This is a genomic window from Enorma shizhengliae (genome assembly GCF_009676995.1).
In the GTDB taxonomy this organism is placed as follows: domain Bacteria; phylum Actinomycetota; class Coriobacteriia; order Coriobacteriales; family Coriobacteriaceae; genus Enorma; species Enorma massiliensis.
Genome location: NZ_VTFZ01000001.1, coordinates 337,726 through 357,504, shown reverse-complemented (window position 1 = coordinate 357,504; position 19,779 = coordinate 337,726). Strand labels below are relative to the sequence as shown.

Sequence of the window (19,779 nt, the reverse complement as noted above, 5' to 3'; positions counted from 1 at the left end):
CAACCCCGTCCCAATATGACTCACTCGGAGTACACTTAACGCATGCATCACTCCGGGGAAGGGGATCATCATGACACTTCGAATTGGCTTGCTCACCAGTGGTGGCGATTGCCAGGCCCTCAACGCCACCATGCGCGGCATCGTCAAGACGCTCATCAACAAGAGCTCTGAGCCCGTTGAGATCTACGGCTTTGAGGACGGCTACCAGGGCATGATCTATCGGCGCTATCGCAAGATGGATGCCCACGACTTCAGCGGCATCCTCACGCGCGGCGGCACCATCCTGGGAACGAGCCGCACGCCGTTCAAGCGCATCGACACGCCCGAGGCCGACGGCGTGGAGAAGGTTCCCGCCATGAAGCAGACCTATCACGACCTCAACCTCGATTGCCTCTTCATGCTGGGCGGCAACGGCTCCACCAAGACGGCAAACCGCCTATCGCAGGAGGGCCTCAACGTTATCGCACTGCCCAAGACCATCGATAACGATACCTGGGGCACCGAGATGACGTTCGGTTTCACGAGCGCCGTGGAGATCGCCACCAAGTGCATCGACGACATTCACACCACCGCGAGCTCGCATGGCCGCGTATTCGTGATCGAGATCATGGGGCACAAGGTCGGCTGGATCCCGCTGTACGCGGGCGTTGCCGGCGGTGCAGACGTAATCTTGATTCCCGAGATTCCGTACAGCATGGACAACGTGATCAAGACCATCGAAAAGCGCATGGAAACGGGCAGCCGTTTCACCATCATCGCGGTGGCGGAGGGCGCCATCTCCAAAGAGGACGCCGCGCTGTCCAAGAAGGAATATAAGAAGAAGGTAGCGGCTCGCACGAGCCCGTCGATCGTGTACGACATCGCTAAGGAGATTGAGTCGAAGACCGGGCGCGAGACCCGCGTTGCCATCCCCGGCCATACCCAGCGCGGCGGCATCCCCGATGCTCAGGACCGCATCTTCGCCACACAGTGCGGCGTGGAGGCGGCACTCGGCTGCCTCGAAGGCGAGTTCGGCTTTATGGTGGCGCAGCGCGATCGCCACATGTGCCGCGTGCCCCTTGAAGATGTTGCCGGCAAGCTCAAGTACGTCGATCCCGAAAGCGATCTCGTGCGCGAGGCAAAAGCGCTCGGCATCAGCTTCGGCGACGAGTAAGCGAGGCACACCGCGCATTGCGACCTCGTCTCGCGCCGGCCGCAGTACGCCAGCCCCGCCTTGCAACGCGCGCCGCGCACCGCGCCGACGCTACGTGCCCGCCACGCCCTACGTCTAAAAATCGCCCTGTCACAGAGTAGGCATTCGCCAAATTTAACTCTGCGACAGGGCATTTTGCTGAACGAGACCTCCAAACAAGGTTCGCTCCACTTTTGGGAACTTCTTTTCTACAAACCGTGGCTGCAGCTCGTTCGTGCTAACAAAACCGCAGGATTCGTTTCACGTGGTAAGCGAATACTCCAGGCATTTGAAAAAGATATTCCCAATAGTGGAACGAACTCTGCAAGAGCACGACCAGCCGCCACATTTCAAGTTCGAAAGCGCCCGAATAGCCCGGCGCAACCCTCGCGAAGACCAACCTAACGCGCCTCTTGACTTGGAGTTCGCTTCAAGCACTATGGTGTACAGTGAGCGAACAGAAGGAGAACCACCATGCGCATTGCGGAAGTTTCCAAAAAGTACGACATCAGCGCGGACACCCTGCGCTATTACGAGCGTATCGGGCTCCTTGAGCACGTACGACGCAACGAGAGCGGCATCCGCGATTACAGCGACGCAGATTGCGCGCGCATCCAGTTCATCAAGTGCATGCGCGGCGCCAACGTATCCATCGAGGCGCTCATCGAGTACATGCAGCTCTTTGCCGAGGGCGACTCAACCGTCGCCGCACGCAAGGCGCTCCTTGAAGAGCAGCGCGACCTCGTGCAGGAACGCATCAACGAGATGCAAGCGGGCCTCGATCGCCTCAACTATAAGATTGAGAACTACGACAGCATCATTCGCAAGGCGGAGCAAGGGCTCGAGAACTAGAAAGCTGATCCCGGCACGGCGATGCAGCTAGGCAGCTTCGCGATTCGACGTCGAAGCTCATCCCGGCACGGCGAGCCAGCTGGGCAGCTCCGCAGGCCGAACCGGCTGGGCAGCTCCGCAGGCCGGTGACGTCTCCCAGCCGCATCGCCCCAGCACTAGAATGACCAGGCTGCGCAGTCCCGGCCAGCACCGCCCGCATGCCAGAACAGCCAAAGCCGGCTAGAGCCCGACCGCCTTCACGATAAGCGCAATAAGCCGGTCGATGGGCATGCGCTCGGCTGGATCGGTCATCATCCAAGCGGTAATGGCACTCAGCACGCCGCTCGTGTAGAACTCACGTACAAGGTAGCGCTCCTCCTCGGAAAGGTTACGCGCCGGCAGGATGAACCGGTCGAGCAGCGGGGCGATGATGACCTTAAGCCGCGCCGAAAACGACGGATCGCTCGTAAGCAGTTTCGGCATATAGGTCGCGAATCGCTGGGCAAGCTCAAGGATGAACCCCATATGGTGCGTAAAGTCCAGCGTCTCCTCCCCTAGGAGGCGATCGTTGACCAGCTGCCGGACCTGGCCCAAAATGCTCTCTTCAAGCTGGTCGAACAAATCGTACACGTCGCGATAATACAGGTAGAACGTCGCACGGTTGTAGCCCGCGCGATCCGTAATCTCCCGTATGGTGATCTTCTCAATTGGTTTTTCGAGGTAAAGATCCCAGAACGCCTGCATAAGATTCGCCCGCGTCTGTTCGGTCACCTGCGGCTGCTTTCTCATGGCGGCCCCCATCGCTCGACAATTCGTTTCCATGTGTCGAACATTCCTCGCCTTCCCCCCTACGCTGCCACTATACTACATTTAGACAACATGCTGTCGAGTAATATCGCGGCACGACATAGCTAGGCGGACCCATGGCATACATCGAGTTCAACAACGTCGTTAAAACATACGGCGCAGGCGAATCGCAGATCAACGCGCTTGATGGCGCGAACTTCACCGTCGAGCGCGGCGAGCTTGCCGTCATTCTCGGCGCATCCGGCGCTGGCAAAACCACGGCGCTCAACATCTTGGGCGGTATGGACACAGCCACGTCGGGAACGGTCATGGTCGACGGTCGCAACATCACCCATGCAACCGAACGCGAGCTCGTGGAGTACCGCCGCACCGACGTGGGCTTCGTGTTCCAGTTCTACAACCTTGTTCCCAACCTCACCGCGCTCGAAAACGTCGAGCTCGCGGCCCAGGTGTGCGCCAATGCCCTCGATGCCGAGGAATCCCTCTGCAAGGTGGGCCTCGCCAAGCGCCTGGGAAACTTCCCCGCCCAGCTTTCGGGCGGCGAGCAGCAGCGCGTCTCCATCGCTCGCGCTATCGCCAAGGCCCCCAAACTCCTGCTCTGCGACGAACCCACGGGCGCCCTCGACTACCAAACAGGCAAGCAGATCCTGCAGCTCCTCCAAGATACCTGTCGGCGCGACGGCATCACCGTCATCATCATCACGCACAACTCTGCCCTCGCCCCCATGGCCGACCGCCTCATTCGCTTCAAGAGCGGCCGCGTGACCGACATGAAGCTCAATCCGAACCCAACGCCCATCGAGCGCATCGAGTGGTAGGAGCGAGCGATGAGGGCGTTTTCCAAGGACATCCTGCGCACGATCGGCGGCAGCAAGAAACGCTATCTTTCCATCGCAGCGATTTGCGCGCTTGGCGCCACGATGCTCACCGGGCTCTCCATCGCCTGCCTCGACCTGCGCGAATCGGCCGAGGCGCTCTACGAACGCCAGCATCTCTACGACATCTCGGTGCAATCGACGCTCGGTCTCACCCAGGACGACCTCGATGAACTCGCCGGCATCGAAGGCATCGCCGTGGCGGAGGGCGGCTACGAAATCGAAACCTACACCGAAGTCGATGGCATCCGCTCGACCGTAATGCTCAAGACGCTGCTCAGCTCTGGCATCAACGAACCGTATGTGGTGGAGGGCTCGCTTCCCGACGCGCCGAACGAAATCGCGGTCACGGAAAACTACCTGAACGCGGCGAACAAATCGATCGGCGACACCGTGACCTTCGAGGATGCCGTTGCAGAAGACCCCACAGGACTTTCCGACCTCAACACGAGCGCAGACACCGGAAGCGAAGCGGATTCCGGCGAATCGGGCGACGAGCAGAGCTCCACCGACGACCCGCTCATTCCCGGCGGCACGTATACCATCGTTGGCGCGGTCATCGACCCAACCAATATCACGCAGCCTGAAGGCCCCATCGCGTTTCGCGCGAGCACCTCGAGCGATTACACGTTCTTCGTAGACGAAAGCGCCGTGGCCGACACAAGCTCCTATACCGTTGTCTACCTCACCGTTTCGGGGACCGAAGGGCTCTCCTCGTATTCGAGCGAATATGAGGCACGCGTGGACGAGGTTCAGAGCCGTGTTGAAGACCTGGCGCCCCAGCGCGAGCGCGCACGCACCGAAGAGATCAAGTCGGATGCCCTTGACGAGATTGCCGTAAGCGAAGCCGACGCTCACCAGCAGCTTGCCGATGCCGAGCAGGAGCTCATCGATGGGCAGGCAACGATCGACGAGAGTCTCGCCGATGCGCTCGCCGGGCAACAGGAGCTCGACACGCAGCGCGCCAACGCCCTTAGCGAGCTGAACGACGCCCAGGCAACCATTGATGAGCAGCGCGCTGCCGCGCTTGACGGCATCGAGCAGGCACGCGAAGGCTTGGCGACGATCGAGACGACGCGCAGCGAGTTGAACGGGCAGCTCGACAGCCTCGATGCGCTTGCAGACGCGAAATCGCAAGCAGAAGCGGGTGTGGCCGTAGCCAAGCAGCAAGGCGACGAGCTCGTAAGCAGGCTCAGCAACGACCAAATCGCCGCCAGCGCCGAGCTGGCCGCGACCTGGAACACGCTCTCCTCCTGGACCGGAACGGAAGAGCCCGTTGCCGAGGAGCAGGCCTTCATCAATGCCGTCGACGCCTATGCCAGCGAGGTCTCGCAACTGCTCAGTCTTGCACGACTCGGCCAGCAAATAATGGAGGCCCAGTACGCGCCCGAGCTTGCACGCCGCGCCGAGATCGACGAGCGCCTACAAGAGATTGCGGTGCGCGACGGCGAGATCTCCAATCGCCAAGCGGCTATTGATGAGCGCCTCGCCCAGATTGAAGCCGAGCTGGCATCACTCCCCGATGGCGACGTCCAGCGCACCGAGCTACTCGACGAGCAGACCACCCTGCAAGAAGAGCAGCAAACGCTCAGCGCCGAGCAGGAAGCACTCGCCAACGAACAAACTGCGCTCGAGAAGGAACGCGCGGCGATCACCGAAACGCTCGTGCTTTCCTATGGCGGCATAACCATTCACTACGACGACCTAGCAAGCGTGATTGTGCAGCTTGAGCAGGCGCAAGAGCAACTGCAGCAACTCACTGCCGGGGGCGACCAAAGCGCAGTCGCTCAGCTCGCCCAGGGCATGGGCCAAGCTGCCTCGGGCCTCGCCCAAGTCAACGCGGCGATCGCACAGATCGACGGAGGCCTCGAGGGGGCCCAAGCCCAGATCAATGCCGGGCTCGAAGCGCTCGATGCAACCGAGCGTGATGCCCGCGCCGGCCTCGCCACCGCGCAAAACGGTCTCGAGCTCCTCGATGCTGCGCAATCGGAGCTCGCCACACAGCGTACCTCGGCGCTCGCCCAGCTTGCCGACGCTCAGCAGACCATCGACGCAGGCCTGTCCCAGCTTGCCGACGCCCAAGCCGAGCTTGACGAGGGCCGCGCCACCTTTGAGACAGAGCGCGCCGACGCCCTGCAGCAGATCGCCGACGCCCGCGCGCAAGTAGATGAGGTCGAAAGCGCCACCTGGTACGTGCAGGACCGCAGCGCCCTCGGCAGCTTCTCGAGCGTCGATTCCGATGCATCATCCATCGAGGCCATCGCCCGCATCATCCCGGTCATCTTCTTCGTTGTAGCCATTCTTGTGAGTCTCACCACGGCGACGCGCATGGTAGAAGAGGAGCGCGGGCTCGTTGGCCTCTACAAGGCGCTCGGCTATTCGAACGCGCGCATCCTCTCCAAGTACCTTATCTATACGGGATCCGCGGCGCTCATCGGCGGCATCGTCGGCGATATCGCTGGGTTTGTGGTCATCCCCTACGTGCTGTTCTATATCTTCCAGGCCATGTACCTGCTACCTCTCTTCAGCCTGCACTTCGACCTGTTCTACGCCGTCCTTGGCATCGTGGCGTTCGTGGCAGGCATCGCGGGAGCAACGTTCATCACCTGCCGCAAGGATCTCACTGAATCGCCCGCGTCGCTCATGCGCCCGCGCGCGCCGCGAGCAGGGTCGCGCATCTTCCTCGAGCATATCCGCCCGCTCTGGCGGCGCCTCGGGTTCCTCAACAAAGTGACCGCGCGCAACCTCTTCCGCTATAAGAAGCGCCTTGCCATGACCATCTTCGGCATCATGGGCTGTACGGCGCTCCTCATCTGCGGTTTCTCGATTAAGAACACCGTCGAGTCGCTTGCACCGCGCCAGTACGAGCAAATCTACCGCTACGACCTCATGGCGGTCACCTCGGCCGACGACTTCGAGGCGGCGCGCAGCGTGCTCGAAGGCGCGGATGAGGTCACGGACCTCGAAGCCATTGGCGTAGACACCATCACCGTCGAGCACGAGGGCGGCAAGGAGAGCATGCAACTCTACATCATCCCGAGCGGCATGAAGATCAGCGATTACGTGTCGCTGCAAACGCTTGAAGGCGACTCCATCAGCCTCGACGACGCCGGTGTTGTTATGACCAACAACGCTGCGACGGTGCTCGGCCTAAGCGCGGGCGACACGGCAAGCATCACCACGAGCGCTCTCGACAAAGCCGAGGTGACGGTCGAGTCCATCACTCGCAATTACCTGGGTAATGCCATCTATATGACCGAAGACGCCTATGAGGAGCTCTTCAGCCCGCTCGAGCCCAACGGCTTCTTCGCGCACCTTACCGGCGGCGACACCGAGCAGCGCGCGTTCGCCGACAAGCTCGAGGGTGATGACATCTTCCTGAGCATCACGAGCGTGGCCAAGATGCGCGAGCAATTCGAGCAGAGCTTCACGCTGATCAACGTGGTCGTATACGTTGTCATCGGCCTAGCAGCCGGGCTCGCCTTCGTAGTTCTGTTCACCCTCTCGACGGTGAACATCGGCGAGCGCGAGCGTGAGATTGCCACCATCAAGGTGCTCGGCTTCCGGGCGGGCGAGGTGCGCACGTACATCAACAAAGAGACGCTCGTGCTCACAAGCCTCGGCATCCTGGTTGGCCTGCCCGCCGGTTGGGCGCTTTCCGAGAGCTTCACGTACATCCTCAAGATGCCGTCGATCTTCTTTGACGTGGTGGTGGACCCGTGGTGCTATGCGCTCGCAGCGGCGTTCTCCATCGTGTTCGCGCTCGCCGTAAGCCTCATCACCAACCGCATGCTCGCCCGCATCGATATGGTCGAGGCGCTCAAGAGCCCGGAGTAAGATGTGCTGGGCAACGGCGCGGGCTACGAGCCGGCATACGGGGCCGCTCCTTCATACAGCACGCGATAGCCTCTGAGACAGCCTTGAGACAGTTTGACCCGGCACAGTTGTCTCAGGGCAGCTGCGGGGCACCGGGATAGCAGCTCATCACGCTGCGGGAGAGGGGCGCCCCGCGGAGCCTTTCAACTTTTGGGCACTTCCAGCGCAGCCTCCCGTATATAGGAGCATATGGCGACATTGTTTCCGCAGGTAGACGGACACCATCTATCGCGGATACTCGGCCCGCCCTCGTTGAAGTGCCCAAAAGTTGAAAAGGCGTTCGCCCTACACCGAGCGCACGGGCATACCGACGTCTCAGCAGGCGTCCGGACGGCCTTCATGCAGCTAGCCGATCAGGAGCCTCAGGATCTGCACGGCGTTGGTCGCGGCACCCTTGCGAATCTGATCGCCGCAGCACCAGAAGGTGATTCCGCGGTTGGGCTCGGGGTTCGAAATGTCGCGGCGCACGCGGCCCACCCAGATAAGGTCCTGGTCAGAGGTATCGATGGGCATGGGGAAGCGGTCGTGCGCGTCCTCGGCCTCGCGGTCGTCCACGAGCTTCACGCCCGGTGCGGCGGCGAGCGCCTCGCGCGCCTCCTCGAGCGTGATATCGCGCTCGAATTCAAGCGTGATGCTCTCGGAATGCGAACGCAGTACCGGCACACGAACGCAGGTGCAGTTCACGCGGAGTTCCGGCAGGTGCATGATCTTGCGACCCTCGTTCTGGAGCTTCATCTCCTCTGAGGTGTAGCCTTCCTCCTTGAAACCGCCAATTTGCGGAATGAGGTTGCTCACCAGCTGTGCAGCGAACGCGCGGGGCTCGGGCAGCTCTTCCCCACGGCCAAGCGCCGCCATCTGCGCCTCGAGCTCCTGCATGCCGGGAGCGCCGGCGCCGCTCGCAGCCTGGTACGTCGACACGACCATGCGCGTCACGCCCGCGAGCTGGTGAAGCGGCCACGTGGGCACGAGCCCGATGATGGTCGCGCAGTTGGGGTTTGCGATGATGCCCTTGTGCCAGGCAACATCGGCGCCGTTGATCTCGGGCACCACAAGCGGCACATCGGGGTCCATGCGGAAGGCATGGCTGTTATCCACCACCACAGCACCGGCCTTTACCGCCTCGGGCAGCAGCTCCTTGGCAATGGCGTCGTCTGCCGCGCCGAGCACGAAGTCGCAGCCCTCGAACGCCTCGGGGCGCGCTTCTTGGATGGTGACGGTCTGCCCACGGAACTCCACCGTCTTGCCCGCGCTGCGCGCACTTGCCAGCAGACGCAGCTCGCCAACGGGAATCTCCTGCTCATCGAGGCACTGGAGCATCTGCGTGCCTACCGCGCCCGTCGCGCCCAAGATGGCGATCGTGTACTGCTTCATGAGTTCCTCCCGTTGTGCCCGCGCCGGCAGCCGGCGCGCCCTGCGCAGGCTCGCGGTGCCGTGTTTGTCCAGTTAGGCGAGTGTACCGTGCTCATGTTTCAAATTAAAGAACAAGCTCGGGCACTCACCAGACAAGCGCGAAAGCACGTAGCCCCTAAGGTCCGGGTCCGCGAACGAGATGGCGCCCGCCGACAAACGCGGCAGCCCCGTAGCGCTGGGCAGCGCCCCCGTAGCGTTGGGCGACTACCGATTCGCGAGCACCGCCGCCTCGGCGCGGGCTTCTTCCTCGGCCCGCTTGAGGTCCGAGAGCTCCAGCAGGTGGTCGCCATCGGAAAACGCCCGGTAGATAGCGCGAATGGCCCGCTCGAAATCGTCGTCGCGCACGCCCACGATGATGTTGATCTCGTCGGAGCCCTGCGCGATCATTCGGATGGAGATTCCCTCCTGGCCAAGCGCCGCAAACAGGCTGCCCGACACGCCCGGACGGCCGATCATGTTGCGGCCCACCGTAGAGATGAGTGCGAGGTTGTCCACGACCTTGATGCTATCGGGCGTGGCCTCGGTCTTGATGTCGGCCACGATCGACCAGAGCGAGTCCTTCACATCCGAGCCCTGCACCACCACGGCAAACGAATCGATGCCCGAGGGAATGTGCTCGATCGACACGCGATAGCGCTCGAAGATCGAAAGCACGCGGCGCAGATAGCCCACCTCGTTGGACATGTGGTCCTTGAAGATGTGCACCGCTACAAAGTTCCGCTTGCCCGTTACACCCGTGATGATGGGCTCGTCGGAAACGAAGTCCTCGCGGTCGGAGATGATCGTTCCGGGGTCGAGCGGGCGGTTGGTGTTCTTCACCGCGATGGGAATGCCTGCCTCCATGACGGGGAATACGGCCTCCTCGTGCAGGACGCTCGCGCCCATGTACGAAAGCTCGCGCATCTCCTGGTACGTGATGCGGCCGATGGGCTGGGGATGCTCGACGATGCGCGGGTCGGCGGAGAGAAAGCCAGAAACATCGGTCCAGTTTTCATACAGATCGGCATCCAGGCACTTGGCAAGAATCGAGCCCGAGATATCGCCGCCGCCGCGATCGAGCAGCTTGATCTGCCCCTCGCGCGTGGCGCCGTAGAAGCCCGGCATCACGAAACCGCCCGGAATGCCCCGCTCCTGGATGAGCGCGTGCGTGCGGGTCATGGAAAGCGAGCCGTCGTGGTGGAAGGCAACGACGTCGGCGGCGTCGAGGAACGGCAGACCCAGGTATTCGGCCATCAGCTGGGCGGTGAAGTACTCGCCGCGGCTCACGAGCTCCTCAGTCGTGAGCTCCCCGGCGCGAGCCCGCTCGGCAAAGGCCGCAAATTCCTCGTGGATGGGATAGTTGAGACCCAGCTCTTCGGCGATATCGAAATAGCGCTTGCCGATGTCTTCGAGCAGATCGTCGCACGACACGTGGTAGCGCACGTGCGCGGCCACAAGATACAGCAGGTCGGTGACCTTGGCGTCGGACTTGTAGCGGCGCCCGCAAGCGGAAACCACCACGAAACGGCGGGAAGGATCGGCGTCGACGATCTTCTTGATCTGGCGAAAGTGCTTGGCATCTGCTACCGACGAGCCTCCGAACTTGGCAATCTTAATCATAACGAAGAGGTTACCTTTCTGACCCAGCCACCGGACGCATATGCGCTCTGATACCATGAGCGTATTGCTAACACCGGGGCCTACGAGGAGCTTCACATGAATTCGTATCATAGTACACGTTCACGTGCGGTGTCGTGCACAGCTAAGGAAGCGATTCGCACAGGAATCGCGCCAGACGGCGGGCTTTTCGTCTCGGACGCGCTCGGTTCGGAAAAACTCGACGTAACAGGCCTTGCCGAGCAGTCCTATGCAGACATTGCGAACTCGGTGCTCCAATTGTTACTACCTGATTACACAGCGGATGAAATCGCCGCGTGCGTGCATGAAGCGTACGACGGCACCTTCGCCTCGGCCGAAGTCACCCCTCTCGTGCCCCTTGTTGGCCATGAGGCTGAAGAGGGCCGCCAGCCCTTCGTGCTCGAGCTCTTCCACGGCCCCACGAGCGCCTTCAAGGACGTGGCCTTGCAGATGCTGCCGCGCCTCATGGCGCGAACGGGAAGCGCCTCGGATACTCCGACAGAGAGCATCATGATCGTAACCGCCACCTCGGGCGACACGGGCAAGGCTGCGCTCGCCGGCTTTGCGGACGCTCCCGGCACGGGCATCACCGTCTTCTACCCCGAGGGCAAGGTGAGCCGCGTTCAGGAGCTCCAGATGACCACCCAGACGGGCGATAACGTCTCGGTGTGCGGCGTTCGCGGCAACTTCGACGACGCCCAGAGCGCCGTCAAGCGCATCTTCGCCGACCGCGAGCTCGCAGAGCGCCTGGCCGAGCGCGGCGTGGTGCTCAGCAGCGCCAACTCCATCAACGTTGGGCGCCTGGTGCCGCAGGTTGTCTACTACTTCGCCGCATACGCGCAGCTCTTGCGCGCCGGTGCCATCGAGGCGGGCGACGAGGTCGAGTTCTGCGTGCCCACGGGCAACTTCGGCGACGTGCTCGCCGGCTACTACGCCAAGCTCCTGGGCCTGCCCGTTGCCAAGCTCATCGTAGCGAGCGATAAGAACAACGTGCTCTACGACTTCCTCACCACCGGCGTCTACGACCGCAAGCGCCCGTTCTTCACCACCATCTCGCCGAGCATGGACATCCTCATCTCCAGCAACCTCGAGCGCATGCTCTACTACCTGAGCGACGGTGACTGCGAGCTTGTGGCCTCGCTCATGGAGCAGCTCGCCCATGAGGGCCGCTACGAGGTGCCTGCCGAACTCCTCGCCCGCATCCAAGAGGTGTTCGCCTGCGGCTGGGCCAATGAAGACGAGGTCCGAGCGGCTATCGGTTCCTGCTGGCGCGACCACCGCTACGTGATCGACCCGCACACCGCGTGCGGCTACCACGTGTTGGAGCAGGTTCCCGCCGCGCCCGCGGCCCGCGCCCGCGTGCTGCTCTCGACTGCGAGCCCGTATAAGTTCCCGCGCGCCGTGGCCGAATCGCTCGGCCTCGACGTGCCCGCGGACGATTTCGCCTGCATGGAGGTCCTGGCTAAGGCGACCGGCACCACCCCGCCCGTGCAGCTCGCCACTCTGCAACAAGCCGCCGTGCTGCACGACGACGTGGTGGACGTGGACGGCATGGCCTCCTACGTCGAGCACGCCTGCCATGCAAAATTAGGACAGAGGTAATTTCGCATGATCAAAGTTACCGTTCCCGCAACGAGCGCAAACCTCGGTATTGGCTACGACACGCTCGGCATGGCGGTCTCGCTCTATTCCCACTTCACCTTCGACCATGCCGATACGCTCACGATCACCGGCTGCCCGGAAGAGTTCCAAAACCGTGACAACATGGTCTACGTGGCCTTTGAACAGGCACTTGAGCAGTGGGGCATGGAGCCCTTCCCCATCTCTATTGACATCCAGACCGAGATTCCCGTTGCCCGCGGCTTGGGTTCCAGCTCAACGTGCGTGGTCGCGGGCATCATGGGCGCGGCCGCGCTCACGCGCCGCACCGTGACACGCGAGGAGCTCGTCGCCATGGCGACCGCGCTCGAAGGGCACCCCGATAACGTTGCGCCCGCGCTCCTTGGCGCCGCCGTGTGCTCGTTCACCCCCGAGGGCGAGCTGCCGCGCTGCCTTCGCTACAACGTGAGCGAACGGCTGCGGTTCATCACCATCATCCCGCCTTACGAGGTGCATACAAGCGAGGCGCGCAAGGTTGTTCCGCAGGAGGTGCCGCTCAGCACGGCCGTGTGGCAGATGGGCCGCATCGCGGGGCTCACGCGGGGGCTCGAAACCGGCGACACCGAGCTTATCGCCGCCGCCAACGATGACCGCCTGCAGGAGCCGTACCGCCGCAAGCTCATCCCCGACTACGATGCGGTTCGCGCCACCTGCCTTGAGGGCGGGGCGAAGACCATCTGGATCAGCGGTTCGGGCTCCACGCTCATGGCCGTAACCGACGACACCATCGTGGCGAAGTTTTTGCAGGTGCGCCTGCGCGAGCAGTTCCCCACGTGCGAGACGCACATCCTCACCTGCGACACCCAGGGCGCGCAGATCGAGTACCTGTAGCGTGCGTGAGCGGCATGCCCTCCGGTGACAAACGTGGGCTCGCGGCCAAGCGCTTCAACACATTGCCTGCATGCCGCCTCTGCTAGGATGTGAGCATTACATCTGAACAGGAGCACCATGCAGAACGCCTCGTCCAAGCAAAAGAAGCCATCGCGACCGCAGAAGCGCGCGGGTAGCGCGGCGCAGGGCGCGTCGCGGCCGGGTAAGCACGGCGCGGCGCACACCCCCAACATCGACCCCACGGGCCCCACGGCGCTCGGCCTCGCACGAGCAGACTTCCTCCCCACCACGCGCTCCGACATGAAGGCCCGCGGCTGGGACCAATGCGACTTCGTCTACATCTGCGGCGACGCCTACGTGGATCATCCCAGCTTCGGGGCGGCCATCATCTGCCGGCTGCTCGAGGCGCACGGCTACAAGGTGGGCTTCATCGCCCAACCCGACTGGCGCGACCCCGCAAGCATCGCGGCGCTCGGCGAGCCGCGGCTTGCCTTCCTCGTCTCGGCGGGCAACATGGACTCCATGGTCAACCACTACAGCGTGAGCAAGCACCGCCGCCGCACCGACGCTTACACACCCGGCGGCCGCATGGGCGCGCGCCCCGACCATGCGACCATCGTGTACGGCAATCTCATCAGGCGCACCTTCAAGAACACGCCCATCATCTTGGGCGGCATCGAGGCGAGCCTCAGGCGCCTCGCGCACTACGACTACTGGCAGGATCGCTTGAAGCGCTCCGTGCTGCTCGATTCTGGCGCGGACCTTATCCTCTACGGCATGGGAGAACGCCCCATCATCGAGCTCGCCGAGGCCCTCGACGCCGGTCTGCCGATCGAGCAAATCACCTACATCGACGGAACCGTGTACCGCACCCGCTCGCTCGACGAGGTCTATGACGCCGTGGTGCTGCCCTCTTGGGACGAGCTCGAAGCAGACCCCCTCACCTACGCACGCAGCTTTAACACGCAATACGAAAACATGGACCCGTTCAGCGGGAACCGGCTCGTTGAGCCCTACCCGCACAGCGTCTTCGTGGTGCAGAACCCGCCTGCGAAGCCGCTCGCCACCGAAGCGTTCGACGAGGCTTACGACCTCCCCTATACGCGAACGTACCATCCGGATTACGAGGCGGCGGGCGGCGTTCCCGCGCTCGCCGAGGTAAAGATGTCGCTCATCTCCAACCGTGGCTGTTTCGGCGAATGCAGCTTCTGCGCGCTCACCTTCCACCAGGGGCGTATCGTGCAGGCACGCAGCCACCGCTCGCTCTTAGCCGAGGCGCGGCGCATCACGCAGGAACCGGATTTCAAGGGCTACATCAACGACGTGGGCGGCCCGACGGCGAACTTCCGCCAGCCAGCGTGCGCCAAACAGCTCACGCGCGGCGCCTGCGTACACAAGCGCTGCCTATGGCCAAAAGTGTGTCGCAGCATGAAGGTCGACCACAGCGACTACGTGCAGCTCCTGCACGAGCTTCGCTCTTTGCCAGGTGTGAAGAAGGTCTTCGTGAGAAGCGGCATCCGCTTCGACTACCTTCTCGCGGACCCCGACCCCAACCAGACCTTCCTGCGTGAGCTCTGCGAGCACCATGTGTCGGGCCAGCTCAAGGTGGCACCCGAGCATGTGAGCGACGCCGTGCTTTCGGTGATGGGCAAGCCGAGCCGCGCCGTCTATGACCGCTTCGTGGGCGAATACCGCGCCATGAACCGCGAGCTTGGGCGCGATCAGTACTTGGTGCCCTACCTCATGAGCAGCCATCCGGGCAGCACGCTTCGCGAGGCCGTCGAACTCGCTGAATACGTGCGCGACATGGGCTACATGCCCGAACAGGTGCAAGACTTCTATCCCACGCCGTCGACCATGTCTACCTGCATGTACTACACCGGCGTGGACCCGCGCACCATGAAACCGGTCTATGTACCGAAAACCGCGCACGAGAAAGCCCTGCAGCGGGCACTCATCCAATACCGCAAGCCCGAGAACTACGAACTCGTGCGCGAGGCTCTGCAGAAGGCTGGGCGAACCGACCTCATTGGTTACGGGCCGAAATGCTTGATCGCACCCGTCAAGGGACAGAGGCCGCATGGGCCGGGAAAGCGAGGGGGAAGCAAGCGCGGCTCCGGAACGGGCGGACAGGCACAAAGCTCATCCAAGCAGGGCGGACATGATGCGCGCACTCGAAGCGAGCGACGCGGTTCCGGCAAGCAATCCCCATTCGCTCAACAGGGCAAGCGCGGTTCGAATGCTGCGGGCCGCAACCGTGCTGGCCAGGGACGCGAGGCTAACCGTGGCGGACACCGCGGGTAGGTGGTGCGGAGAAACGCCCGCGCGCCGAAGCGGTGCCGCCTCAGTCTCTTATGGCACGGACTTCGGCCCCTCACGGCACGGAATTGCGCTCAAGAAAAAGTTCAAGGCTCGAGTCGGAAGGTTTTTCGCGAACCCCCAAGTAGACCAGCCTCCACGGGCAACAAAGCCGCAGGAAATGCGCGCGAAAAGCGGGTGTTGCTCGGAGGCTGCTAAAAAACCTTCCGACTCGAGCCTCGAACATATTTCCGCCGCCAAACGGGGGCCAAAACGGCTTCTCAGCGCAAACTGCACAGCCTTAACGCTTACAAACACGCCGCAGCGATGCGCTCCTTGAGCTTGTCTATGCCCAGGCCCGTCTCGGAACTCGTCACGATGATGTCCTCCGCAGGCACATTGAGCTGTTTGCGAATGGCGGCAAGCTGCTGGTTCTGCTTGCCACGACTGAGCTTATCGGCCTTGGTGAGCGCCACCACGAAGGGGAACTCGCCCGCCTGCAAAAACTCAATCATCTGGTGGTCGAGGGCACTCGGGTCATGACGGATGTCCACAAGCGAGACCACCAGGTTGAAGCTGCGATCAAGGTCAAAGAAGTCGCCGATCAAACGCGCCCAGCGCTCGCGCTCCGCCTTGGAGCGACGCGCGAAGCCATATCCAGGAAGGTCAACAAAATGCACGCCGTCAGCCTCAAAGAAGTTGACATTGCTTGTCTTTCCCGGCGTGCTCGACACCTTGACCAGGCCCTTTCGGCCAAATAGCTTGTTCATGATCGACGACTTGCCCACGTTCGAGCGCCCCACGAAGCTCACCTCTGGGCAGGTAGACGGCGGAATCTGAGATGCCTTGCCGTAGCTCGCCACAAAATGGGCAAGCTGATAGTTAATGGAATCGGCCATGGGAACTCCTATCGTGGTGAAAGCGTCCTCATTGTTTACGAGCAATTCGGCTATGCGATGCGACGAACGATTTCAAGAACGACACTGCTTGCAGTCCGCGCGTAGTCTTCGAGTTCGAACGCGCGCTCGCAAAGCGCATCGTACGACTCGTCGCAGTTATCCGAGATTGCACGCAGCACCAAGCACGCGGCGCCATTCTTGGCCGCGATGTGCGCGACCGCGGCGCCCTCCATCTCGGCGCAATCCGCGCTGGTCTGAGCCACCACGGTGTCGCGCAGATCGCCCGTAATGAACCGATTGCCCGTAGCGATCGTTCCTCGCAGGTACCGAGGGGCGTCGTCGCCAGGCGCGGCGGGGTTCACGGCAGCATCGACAAACCCCTTGTCGCGCAACACGGCCTCGGCAGCATCGACCAGCACGGGGCTCGAGGCGAATTCCTCCAAACCGGGAGTCGACTCGGCAATGAGCGAGGTGTCGGTGTCGAGATAGCGGAGGCGCTCGCCGATCACCACATCGTTGATATGAAGCGCCGGGTTAAGCCCTCCCGCAATGCCGGAGAAGATCACCGTGCCCGCCCCGTAACGACTCAGCAGGTGCTGCGTCGCTGCAGCGGCATTCACGGTGCCCATGCCCGCCGTGCAAGCCACCACCCGAACGCCTTCAAAGGTGCCGCGTGCAACGGTGAGGCCCGCCTCTTCAACAATTGAACGCTCGGAAAGCGTATCGTAGATCTGCGACACCTCTTTCTCGAGCGCGCCGATAATTGCAGTCGTTCGTGCCATAGTGCTCCGTCCCGCGCGGCGGGTGCCGCGCCTTTCCCGCGCGAACCGAGCCGCACCCGTTCGATATTCAGCAGCCCATGATAGCAGGCAGAATGTTACACACAACAGGCAAACGGTCGAAATTCATCGCTGAACGGCAATTAATCCGCCGAACCTTGACACCTTCGCAAGGTGGCGCCTCGCCACTTATCGCTGGCACCTTTGTGACCACCATGAGCCGTCATGCCTATGCGTACGTGAATCCCCGCATCTTCTCATTGTTCATTCTTGGGCAAGATTGTGCCGTTAATCGCCTTTAATACCCCCACTTTTCGGCACATTCTTGCCCAAGAATGTAGACACAGCAAAAAACTCTTGAGATTAGCCGCAACGCAGACATCAACTAATGCGTTTCGCATGAGGCGAGGGGCTCTGCCATGGCAGGACCCCCATGTGCTACCGCATACCGCCGGTGGCTCCGAAGACCTCGCCGGAAACACCCTTGTCATCGCCGAGGGATTTCCACAGCAAGCCCGCGTGCGCTTGGAAGTTAGGCATATCGGAACAAAGCAGCAGGAACACGACCTCGATAACGAAGTTCATGGAGTTATGCGAGAACGGGAGGTCGCTGTTAAGCATCTTATCGCGCGTCGCGGTCTGCAGAACGCAGGTCGCACGGCGCGCAAGCGGCGAGTCCGGCACATTGGTGATCACAATCGTAGGCGTCTGCGAATCGATGGCATTGTCCATCATATGGTTTAGCCGCTTAGAGTGACCGGATTTAGACATGAAAACAAGCACGTCTCGTTTGGTGAGCGACATGGACGAAAGCACCATGGCCTCGGTTGTGGGAGCACAATGCGAGCGAATGCCAAGCTGAGCGATAAGGAACGAGGCAGATAGAGCCGCCGGAATGGTGTTACCCACCGCTCCGAACACCACCGAATCGGCTTCCTCAATAAGGCGCACCGCATAGGTAAGATTTTGATCGCTAATGAGATTGAGCGTATCGAGCAGTTCGCGGTTCTTTGCGAGGAGCACCGTCTCCATAGCAGCTCGCGGAGCGTCGATCGAAATGACGTTTCGTGGAACCTCATCGGGGTCGTGCGTGCCGTTATCGCGCTGCATGGCGCTTCGCAGCTCGGAAAAGCTCTCGTATCCCAAATGGCGCACGAAGCGGGACACCGTGGCTGCCGACGTCTGGCTTCGTGCAGCAATCTCACGCGTGGTCAGCGAGGGAATTTCTCCTTGGTACGCCATGACAAAATCGGCGATGAGCTTCTCGGTGTCGCTCAGCCGGTCGTACAGCAAACAAATCTCGTTGATGACGCTTCCCTTACGCTGCATGATAACTCCCGAAACTTTGTCCTCTGCTCCCATGATAGCAATCTACGCTGCCATAGTGCGGCATTCCTTACGACTCCCCGCCGAACGGTCCTTGCCGCACGAACCCGCCCTATGCTTGAAGTCGCCGCGCGGCCGCCGCCAGCCCGGCAGGCCTCCGCCAGCCCGGCAAGCCATCGCAGGCCACAAGCCCACTCCAAGCCGGACGAGCCCCCGCCCCGGCAGGTCGCCCCGCCCCAGCAGGCTATCGCAGGCCACAAGCCCGCTCCAAGCTGAACGGACCGCCCCCACCCCGGCAGACCACCGCACACCGCGAAGCCGCCCCAAGCCCTGCCAAGATACAACTACCCGCGTGACAAGAAGAGGGCCCCATATGGGACCCTCTCCATAGATGATGCAGCGGCTAGGGAGCGAGGACGCGAAGCGCTCGGCCTACGCAACCCCAGGGGAGTGCGCGCTGCACGTATGAGCTAGTTGAGCTCCTGACGCCACTGGGGCATGACGGGATCGCGATAGTACTTCGCGGCGCCGACGCAGTTGAAGAGCTCCATCTTCTGCTTGATGACTGCCTTGCCAGCCTCGATGCACTCGGGGAAGAGGTTGTTCGGATCCCAGCCGGAGCCCTCCTGGGAGAGGATCTCGCGAGCCTTGGTGAAGAACGCGCTCTTGTAGTCGGAGGAGATGTTCACCTTCTGGATGCCCAGACGCACGGCCTCGGCAATCTCGCTGTCGGGGTTGCCCGAACCACCGTGGAGCACGAGCGGAATGTCAACGACCTTGGTGATCTCCTCGAGCACGTCCATGCGCAGCTTCGGGGTGACGCCCTTGGGATACAGGCCGTGGCAGGTGCCGATGGCAACGGCGAGCGTATCGACGCCGGTCTGCTCGACGAACTTCTTAGCGTCGGCGGGGTTGGTGTAGATGACCTCGGTCATGCCGCCCTCGATGGAGGTGCCGGTGTCACCGATGGTGCCCAGCTCGCCCTCGACCGAGACGCCGACCATGTGGCAGTAGTTCACGACTTCGGCCGTCTTGGCGATGTTCTCCTCGAACGGAAGAGCAGAGCCGTCGATCATGACGGAGGTGAAGCCCACGTGCACGGCGCGCATGATGCTCTCGATGCTGTCGCCATGGTCCATGTGGATGACGAACGGAACCGGGCTGTTGCCAGCGCGGGCGATCATGTACTTGACGAAATCGTCCTTGCAGTAGGCGAGCTCGGTGGGGTGCACCGCGATGATCGCGGGGGCGTCGTTGGCCTCAGCGGCCTCGACCACGGTGCGGAACAGATTGCTCTCGGACACGTTGTAGGCGCCCACTGCGAAGTGCTTCTCCTTCGCGACGCTGAGCATCTGGTTCATGTTGATGAGCATAGTCTCATGTCTCCTTTTACTTGTCGT

At 62.1% G+C, this 19,779-nt stretch carries 14 protein-coding genes; 7 read left to right on the top strand and 7 right to left on the bottom strand.

Annotated elements, in window-relative coordinates; genetic code table 11:
* Positions 1-70: 70 nt before the first annotated feature.
* Together GJE22_RS01380 and GJE22_RS01375 are read left to right on the top strand one after the other, a co-directional pair.
* Positions 71-1,153, top strand: a complete 1,083-nt coding sequence (locus GJE22_RS01380; protein ID WP_019127620.1) for a 6-phosphofructokinase — start codon at positions 71-73, stop codon at positions 1,151-1,153.
* Between the two features lie 492 nt (positions 1,154-1,645).
* Positions 1,646-2,023 (top strand): MerR family transcriptional regulator, encoded by a 378-nt coding sequence (locus GJE22_RS01375; protein ID WP_144687273.1) that lies wholly within the window; start codon positions 1,646-1,648, stop codon positions 2,021-2,023.
* A gap of 219 nt (positions 2,024-2,242) precedes the next feature.
* Here the strand turns inward: GJE22_RS01375 and GJE22_RS01370 are convergent, their stop codons facing one another.
* Positions 2,243-2,791 (bottom strand): TetR/AcrR family transcriptional regulator, encoded by a 549-nt coding sequence (locus GJE22_RS01370; RefSeq protein ID WP_022349047.1) that lies wholly within the window; start codon positions 2,789-2,791, stop codon positions 2,243-2,245.
* A gap of 134 nt (positions 2,792-2,925) precedes the next feature.
* On the opposite strand from GJE22_RS01370, the gene GJE22_RS01365 reads away from it, so the two are divergent.
* Both GJE22_RS01365 and GJE22_RS01360 read left to right on the top strand, forming a co-directional pair.
* Positions 2,926-3,627: an ABC transporter ATP-binding protein gene (locus GJE22_RS01365; protein ID WP_144687274.1), complete on the top strand. Its 702-nt coding sequence runs from the start codon at positions 2,926-2,928 to the stop codon at positions 3,625-3,627.
* A gap of 9 nt (positions 3,628-3,636) precedes the next feature.
* A complete protein-coding gene (locus GJE22_RS01360) occupies positions 3,637-7,521 on the top strand; it encodes an FtsX-like permease family protein (protein WP_144687275.1) in 3,885 nt (1,294 codons plus the stop codon).
* Positions 7,522-7,905: 384 nt separating this feature from the next.
* Here the strand turns inward: GJE22_RS01360 and GJE22_RS01355 are convergent, their stop codons facing one another.
* Together GJE22_RS01355 and GJE22_RS01350 are read right to left on the bottom strand one after the other, a co-directional pair.
* Positions 7,906-8,931, bottom strand: coding sequence for an aspartate-semialdehyde dehydrogenase (locus GJE22_RS01355; RefSeq protein ID WP_144687276.1), 1,026 nt, complete (start codon positions 8,929-8,931; stop codon positions 7,906-7,908).
* A gap of 243 nt (positions 8,932-9,174) precedes the next feature.
* Positions 9,175-10,569, bottom strand: coding sequence for an aspartate kinase (locus GJE22_RS01350; RefSeq protein WP_019127614.1), 1,395 nt, complete (start codon positions 10,567-10,569; stop codon positions 9,175-9,177).
* Positions 10,570-10,665: 96 nt separating this feature from the next.
* On the opposite strand from GJE22_RS01350, the gene thrC reads away from it, so the two are divergent.
* The 3 genes from thrC to GJE22_RS01335 all read left to right on the top strand — a co-directional run bounded on the left by thrC (position 10,666) and on the right by GJE22_RS01335 (position 15,381).
* Entirely contained in the window at positions 10,666-12,189 is a 1,524-nt protein-coding gene (thrC, locus tag GJE22_RS01345) for a threonine synthase (RefSeq protein ID WP_144687277.1), read from the top strand.
* 6 nt (positions 12,190-12,195) lie between these two features.
* Positions 12,196-13,077: a homoserine kinase gene (gene thrB / locus GJE22_RS01340; protein WP_144687278.1), complete on the top strand. Its 882-nt coding sequence runs from the start codon at positions 12,196-12,198 to the stop codon at positions 13,075-13,077.
* A gap of 117 nt (positions 13,078-13,194) precedes the next feature.
* Positions 13,195-15,381 carry a YgiQ family radical SAM protein gene (locus tag GJE22_RS01335; RefSeq protein WP_144687279.1) on the top strand — a complete coding sequence of 729 codons (2,187 nt, stop codon included), beginning with the start codon at positions 13,195-13,197 and terminating at the stop codon, positions 15,379-15,381.
* Between the two features lie 302 nt (positions 15,382-15,683).
* Here GJE22_RS01335 and yihA read toward each other — a convergent pair whose 3' ends face one another.
* The 4 genes from yihA to GJE22_RS01315 all read right to left on the bottom strand — a co-directional run bounded on the left by yihA (position 15,684) and on the right by GJE22_RS01315 (position 19,752).
* Entirely contained in the window at positions 15,684-16,274 is a 591-nt protein-coding gene (yihA, locus tag GJE22_RS01330) for a ribosome biogenesis GTP-binding protein YihA/YsxC (protein ID WP_019127610.1), read from the bottom strand.
* A 50-nt stretch (positions 16,275-16,324) separates the two neighbouring features.
* Complete coding sequence (gene mtnN, locus GJE22_RS01325; RefSeq protein ID WP_144687280.1) at positions 16,325-17,056, bottom strand: 5'-methylthioadenosine/S-adenosylhomocysteine nucleosidase; 732 nt, start codon at positions 17,054-17,056, stop codon at positions 16,325-16,327.
* Between the two features lie 435 nt (positions 17,057-17,491).
* Positions 17,492-18,382, bottom strand: a complete 891-nt coding sequence (locus tag GJE22_RS01320) for a MurR/RpiR family transcriptional regulator (protein WP_144687281.1) — start codon at positions 18,380-18,382, stop codon at positions 17,492-17,494.
* 467 nt (positions 18,383-18,849) lie between these two features.
* Positions 18,850-19,752 (bottom strand): ketose-bisphosphate aldolase, encoded by a 903-nt coding sequence (locus GJE22_RS01315; protein WP_144687282.1) that lies wholly within the window; start codon positions 19,750-19,752, stop codon positions 18,850-18,852.
* Between the last annotated feature and the right edge of the window lie 27 nt (positions 19,753-19,779).